Genomic DNA, 3887 nt, shown 5'->3' with positions numbered 1-3887 from the left:
CTCGGTGGGTGCGAGGCGGCGCTCGCCATCGCGGTCGCGCACACCGCGGCCCGGGTCCAGTACGGCCGGTCCATCGCGACCTTCCAGGCCGTGCGCCACCGGCTCGCCGAGGCGCACGTGGCGGTCGAGTCGCTGCGTTCGGAGCTGACCGTGGCCTGGGGCAACGCGGGGCACGCGGACGGCGGCGCCTGGGCGGCGCGGCTGGTCAAGCTGCGGGCCGGGCTCGCCCAGGCCGAGGTCATGCGCCATGCCGTGCAGGTCTGCGGCGCGATGGGGCTGACGCTGGAAAGCGAGCTGCACCGCTTCGTCGCCCGGACCGCCGCGCTCGACCTGCTGCTCGGCGACCACCGCACCCTGGCCGAACAGCTCGGCACCGAGCTGCTCGCCGGCGCCGAGCTCGAACCGGTCGTCGCGATCTGATCATCGCCGCCGTGGCCGGCGCTCGCCCCGCGCGGGGCGCCCCGCCACGGCGGCAGGGTCGACGCGCCGAGATGATCTCATGCAACCGTCCGACACTCCCCGACAACGCGCCCCCGCCTCGGCGGCGGACCTGGGCCCGCGCGCCGCGCGCACCCGGCAGGTCATCGTCGACACCGCCCGCGGGCTGTTCCTGCGCCACGGTTACGCCGGCACCAGCGTCGCCGACATCACCGAGGCGTGCGGCATCTCGCGCGCCGGGTTCTACACCTACTTCCGGGACAAGCGGGAGATCTTCGCCGAGCTCGGCCGGGCCGGATACCAGTCCAGCCTCGCCGTCGTCGCCCGGCTCACCGCGGTGCCCGGCGACTGGCCCGCCGCCGCCGTCGAGGAGTGGGTCCGGCTCTACTTCACCCACCTCGACCTGCACGGCGCTTTCGCGCTGGCCGCGATGCTGTCCGCGCCGACGGACGCGGCTTTCCGCAACGACTCCCACCGCACGCAGATCCGTGTCGCCCGCAAGCTCGGCGAGCTGCTGCACGCCCGCCAGCGCGAGCCCGCCGGCTCGCCGGAGGCCGTCGGCCTGGTCGTGCTCTCGATGCTCGACCGCTGCTGGTACAAGATCCGGGCCACCGAGATCCGGATGGACGAGGCCGACATCATCGCCGAGGCCTCGGCCCTGCTCGTCGCCACCATCCACGCCGGCTGAGCCACTCACGCCGGCTGAGCCACCCCGGCCGAGCCGGGGTGGACTGCTCGCCGGGGTTCAGGCGGGCTCGGTGGGGCGGCGCACCGCCGAGCGGGGACGGTCGACGAACTCGACGACGGCACCGTCCGGGTCGTGCAGGAACAGCACCGTGAAGCCACCGGTCGGCGTGTCCGGCATCGGCATGACCACCGGGTCGTCGACGTCACCGAGCGCGCCGTCGGCGACGAGCGAGGCGTGCGCCTCGCGGACGTCCTCGACCGCGAGCGCGATCCGGTACAGGCCCTGGACGTTGGCCGGCGGCGTCGCCGTGGCTCCGGCGGGCGCGGGCTGCTGGACGAACTCGAGGGAGAACGTCGGGTCCTCGGGCAGGACCAGCGACACGGTGGGTCCGGTCGGGCTCTCGCCGCGGTCGCGCACCGTCCAGCCGATCCCGGTGTACCAGGCGATGGTGCGCTCGAGGTCGGTGCAGCGCATCCGCTCGTGCGACAGCAGCGGCAGCCGGCGCGGGTCGCCGGGCGCGGCGGGGATCTCGACGACCTCGATGAGGGCACCGTCGAGGTCGGTCAGCCGCAGCGCCGGGCGGACGGCGCCGCGGACCGCCAGGCCCTCGGGCACCGGCGTGAACGCGATGCCGGTGGCCTCCAGCCGCGCGGTGACTATCCGCAGGGACTCGACCCGGTAACCCAGCGCCGTGAACCCGGTGGGCCGCTGGTCTGCGGTGGCGGGCGGGGTGGCCGGCCTGGTCCAGCCGACCAGCTCGACGGCCGGGGCCGAACGCGGGCCGCGCAGGTCGTAGAGGAAGGTGGTGACGCTGGCGGTGCCGGTGCCCAGGCCCATGGTGGCGGTGTCGCCGTCGGTGCTGATCGAACGCATCCGCGGCTCGCCGCCGAACAGCGACAGGTGGAACGCGGCGGCGCGGTCGACGTCGACGGTGTTGATGTTGCAGTGCAGCACGGCGTGGGCATGGTGGGCCGGGCGGTCGGAGTGGGCCGGGCGGCCGGACGGCGATGCCGCCGGGACGCCGCTCGCCGTCGGCTCGGTGCTGGTGGTCATGGGGCGCCTCCCGGGAAGGGGTGCCGGATCGGCCGCGGGGACCACGGCCGGTCCGGTACTGCGGTCACGTTCTGTACGGGTACGCGAGGACGCTCGGCGGACCGTCACAGGCCCGGCACCACGGCCATCGGGCTCCGCCTGACCCTAGCCAAAGTTGACACTTCCGCCAACCGGCTTCAGACAGCGGCGGTGGCGGCGGCCCAGGAGGCGGCGAGGTCGTCGACGGTGGTGACGCGGGCGAGCATGGCGATCGTGTTCGCCAGGATGTGCTGGCCGTACTCGGCCGGGGTCGAGGCGGCGGCGTCACGCGGGACGATGACGCGGAAACCCTCGTGGACGGCCTCCCCCACCCCGAGCGGGATCGCGACGTTGAGCGAGACCCCGGCGATGACGACCGTGTCCACCCGGTGCCCGCGCAGGATCGGCAGCAGCTCGGTGCCCCAGGTCGGCGACAGGCCATGGTGGCGCGGGATGATCAGGTCGGTGGGGTCGAGCAGGTCGGGCACGACCTGGGTCGCCGGATGGCCGGGGCCCCAGTCCTTGCTGCCCTGGGCGGCGGCCTTCCACAGCGGCGCCGGCCCGGGGTCGGTGGAACCCAGCCAGCCCTCGAACGTGGCGTGCACGACGAGCACCCCGGCGGACCGCGCGGCGGTGACCAGCCGGCGCAGGCCGTCGCGGATGGCGGCCGAGTCGGCCGCGAGCGAGGGCAGCATGGAGTCCGGGCCGAGCACCCCGTTCTGGCACTCCACCAGGACGACCGCGCTGGTCCGGGGGTCGATCGGCCGCGGGGGGCGCTTGCCCGGGATGGCGTTGTTTGACATCATCGTCAAACATTAACGCTCGGAGCTTCGATGGAGTAGCCCGTGCCGACGAAACACATCCCGGATCCCTGCCTCGCCGACATCCTGCGCCGCAACGCGGAGCGGTTCGGCGACGTCCCCGCCTACCTGTCCGAGGGGCGCAGCATCACCCACCGTGAGCTGCTGCGTCGCGCGACGGCCATCACGGCCGCCCTCGCCCGAGCCGGCCTGCGCCGCCAGGACCGGGTGGCCCTGCTCGGTCGCAACAGCATCGCCTTCGGCGAGGTACTGGCCGCCGGTCAGCTCAGCGGCCTCGTCATCGCGACCGTCAACTTCCGCCTCGCGGCGCCCGAGATCGCCCGCATCCTCGCCGACGCGCGGCCACGGGCGATCTTCGTCGACGCCGAGTTCCTGCCGATCGTGGCCACCCTGCGCGCGGAGCTCGGCCTCGAACTCGTCGTCTGCCTCGACGACCCGGGCGTGAGCGACCCGGGCGTCAACGACCGGGGCGGCGAGGTCGTGGGCCTGGCGGAGTTCCGCGACGCCGCGCTCGGCGACGAGCTGCCGTTCGCCGCCCGGCCCGACGACATCGCCTGCCTGATCTACACCAGCGGCACCACCGGCCGGCCGAAGGGCTGCATCATGGGCCAGCGGGAGATGTTCCGCGTCGGCCAGACGATGAACGTCGAGATGCGCACCGGCAGCGACGACCGGATCCTGCTGGTGATGCCGCTGTTCCACATCGGCGCGATGGCGATGGCCTTCGGCCTGCACGCCCGCGGCGGCACCGCGGTGCTGCACCGGCAGTTCGAGCCGGCGGCGCTGCTGGCCACGGTGCCCGCGGCCGCCATCACGGTGCTGCACCTGGCGCCGAGCATGCTGCAGGCGGTGCTGACCGAGGCCGGGGC

Annotated in this window: 5 protein-coding genes; 3 read left to right on the top strand and 2 right to left on the bottom strand. The window is 74.2% G+C overall.

Features of this window, described 5'->3' with window-relative positions; all coding sequences use genetic code 11:
• Both ND748_RS27450 and ND748_RS27445 read left to right on the top strand, forming a co-directional pair.
• On the top strand, positions 1–420 hold a 420-nt coding region (locus ND748_RS27450; RefSeq protein ID WP_285902791.1), incomplete at its 5' end, for an acyl-CoA dehydrogenase family protein.
• A gap of 79 nt (positions 421–499) precedes the next feature.
• Positions 500–1126, top strand: coding sequence for a TetR/AcrR family transcriptional regulator (locus ND748_RS27445; RefSeq protein ID WP_251749106.1), 627 nt, complete (start codon positions 500–502; stop codon positions 1124–1126).
• Between the two features lie 57 nt (positions 1127–1183).
• Here the strand turns inward: ND748_RS27445 and ND748_RS27440 are convergent, their stop codons facing one another.
• Positions 1184–2179: a VOC family protein gene (locus tag ND748_RS27440; RefSeq protein WP_251749105.1), complete on the bottom strand. Its 996-nt coding sequence runs from the start codon at positions 2177–2179 to the stop codon at positions 1184–1186.
• Positions 2180–2355: 176 nt separating this feature from the next.
• Positions 2356–3003, bottom strand: coding sequence for a cysteine hydrolase (locus ND748_RS27435; protein ID WP_374216052.1), 648 nt, complete (start codon positions 3001–3003; stop codon positions 2356–2358).
• A 39-nt stretch (positions 3004–3042) separates the two neighbouring features.
• Here ND748_RS27435 and ND748_RS27430 point away from each other — a divergent pair.
• Positions 3043–3887 (top strand): AMP-binding protein (locus tag ND748_RS27430; RefSeq protein WP_251749103.1); only part of this gene is annotated, 845 nt, incomplete at its 3' end.

It is taken from the genome of Frankia sp. AiPs1 (assembly GCF_023716945.1).
Taxonomy (GTDB): Bacteria; Actinomycetota; Actinomycetes; order Frankiales; family Frankiaceae; genus Frankia.
This window is presented reverse-complemented; position numbering and strand designations above follow the sequence as displayed.

Bases quoted from the DNA above. Each gene is read 5' to 3' on its own strand.
- ND748_RS27445 (WP_251749106.1), top strand. From the start codon at position 500: ATGCAACCGTCCGACACTCCCCGACAACGCGCCCCCGCCTCGGCGGCG.
- ND748_RS27440 (WP_251749105.1), bottom strand. From the start codon at position 2,179: ATGACCACCAGCACCGAGCCGACGGCGAGCGGCGTCCCGGCGGCATCG.
- ND748_RS27435 (WP_374216052.1), bottom strand. From the start codon at position 3,003: ATGATGTCAAACAACGCCATCCCGGGCAAGCGCCCCCCGCGGCCGATC.